Source organism: Breznakia blatticola (genome assembly GCF_004365815.1).
GTDB lineage: Bacteria > Bacillota_I > Bacilli_A > Erysipelotrichales > Erysipelotrichaceae > Breznakia > Breznakia blatticola.
This window is the reverse complement of the sequence record NZ_SODD01000077.1, coordinates 1,282-3,713: the sequence shown is the minus strand read 5'-3', so window position 1 is coordinate 3,713 and position 2,432 is coordinate 1,282. Positions and strand designations below refer to the sequence as shown.

The 2,432-nt window shown below is 46.4% G+C and carries 2 rRNA genes (1 of these 2 running past the window's edge); both read left to right on the top strand.

Annotated elements, in window-relative coordinates:
- Positions 1-1,152 (top strand): 16S ribosomal RNA (locus tag EDD63_RS11325); the annotation flags it as partial.
- Positions 1,153-1,473: 321 nt separating this feature from the next.
- Positions 1,474-2,432 (top strand): 23S ribosomal RNA (locus EDD63_RS11320); its annotated part runs 1,281 nt beyond the window's last position; the annotation flags it as partial.

Here is a 2,432-nt window from a genome sequence, read left to right as displayed (position 1 = left end):
AACCCTGAACGAGCAATGCCGCGTGAGCGAAGAAGGATTTCGGTCTGTAAAGCTCTGTTGTGAAGGAAGAACGCCTGGTACAGGAAATGGTATCAGGGTGACGGTACTTCACCAGAAAGCCACGGCTAACTACGTGCCAGCAGCCGCGGTAATACGTAGGTGGCAAGCGTTATCCGGAATTATTGGGCGTAAAGGGAGCGTAGGCGGTTTAATAAGTCTGAAGTTAAAGGCAGTGGCTCAACCATTGTATGCTTTGGAAACTGTTAGACTAGAGTGCAGAAGAGGCAAGTGGAATTCCATGTGTAGCGGTAAAATGCGTAGATATATGGAGGAACACCAGTGGCGAAGGCGGCTTGCTGGTCTGCAACTGACGCTGAGGCTCGAAAGCGTGGGGAGCAAATAGGATTAGATACCCTAGTAGTCCACGCCGTAAACGATGAGAACTAAGTGTTGGAGGAATTCAGTGCTGCAGTTAACGCAATAAGTTCTCCGCCTGGGGAGTATGCACGCAAGTGTGAAACTCAAAGGAATTGACGGGGGCCCGCACAAGCGGTGGAGTATGTGGTTTAATTCGAAGCAACGCGAAGAACCTTACCAGGCCTTGACATCCCAAGCAAATATATGGAGACATATAGGAGGTTATCTTGGTGACAGGTGGTGCATGGTTGTCGTCAGCTCGTGTCGTGAGATGTTGGGTTAAGTCCCGCAACGAGCGCAACCCTTGTCTTTAGTTACTAACATTAAGTTGAGGACTCTAGAGAGACTGCCGGTGACAAACCGGAGGAAGGTGGGGATGACGTCAAATCATCATGCCCCTTATGGCCTGGGCTACACACGTACTACAATGGCAGTTACAAAGAGCAGCGAACTCGCGAGAGCAAGCAAATCTCATAAAGGCTGTCTCAGTTCGGATTGGAGTCTGCAACTCGACTCCATGAAGTCGGAATCGCTAGTAATCGTAGATCAGCATGCTACGGTGAATACGTTCTCGGGCCTTGTACACACCGCCCGTCAAACCATGGGAGTTGGTAATACCCGAAGCCGGTGGCATAACCTGTTTACAGGAGTGAGCCGTCGAAGGTAGGATCGATGACTAGGGTTAAGTCGTAACAAGGTATCCCTACGGGAACGTGGGGATGGATCACCTCCTTTCTAAGGAGAAAGTACACAACTTTGTTTCGAACATATTGAAAGTTTCCTATTTAGTTTTGAAAGACTTAGTCTTTCGAAAAAGAAGTTAGATCTTTGAAAACTGAATAACAGAAGACATTAGAGAAGAAGAATGTTATATAACATGAGTCTTTTCGAATAGTTTGTAAGATAAAATCGAGAAAAACAGTCGTTACGTTTGTTTGAAAGAATAAAATGTAACAACAACAGTCTCTGATATGAAAATATTAGAAAAAACAAGACAGTTATCGAAATAAAATACGCTATAAACAAACACACTAAAATTTGAAGAAATTGGTAAGTGATTAAGTTAATAAGGGCGTACGGTGGATGCCTTGGCACTATGAGCTGAAGAAGGACGCAACTAACGGCGAAACGCGTCGGGGAGTGGTACGTACACAACGATCCGGCGATATCCGAATGGGGGAACCCAGTGGAAGTAATGATCCACTATCCATAAGTGAATACATAGCTTATGAGAGAGCAACCTAGGGAATTGAAACATCTTAGTACCTAGAGGAAAAGAAAACAACAGTGATTCCCAGAGTAGCGGCGAGCGAAATGGGAGCAGCCCAAACCGACTATGAGTCGGGGTAGTAGGACTGCGACGTGGGATTTTATGATGTTAGTAGAATGGCATTGAAAGGCCAACCGTAGAGGGTGCAAGTCCCGTATACGAAAACAAAGTAAACCCTAGCAGTATCCTGAGTACGGCGAGACACGAGAAATCTTGTCGGAATCAGCCAGGACCATCTGGCAAGGCTAAATACTACATAGTGACCGATAGTGAACCAGTACCGTGAGGGAAAGGTGAAAAGAACCCCGGGAGGGGAGTGAAATAGAACCTGAAACCGTATGCTTACAAGAAGTCAGAGCCCGTTAAAGGGTGATGGCGTGCCTTTTGTAGAATGAACCGGCGAGTTACCATATCGTGCGAGGTTAAGTAGAAAATACGGAGCCGAAGCGAAAGCGAGTCTTAATAGGGCGGAAGTACGATTTGGTAGACCCGAAACCAGGTGATCTATCCATGACCAGGTTGAAGTTGAGGTGAAACTCAATGGAGGACCGAACCGACTATCGTTGAAAAGCTAGCGGATGAGTTGTGGATAGCGGAGAAATTCCAATCGAACCTGGATATAGCTGGTTCTCCTCGAAATAGCTTTAGGGCTAGCGTCGAAGTTGAGTCGTATGGAGGTAGAGCACTGAAAGTATGATGGCCCCATCTCGGGGTACTGATTATTATCAAACTACGAATGCCATAC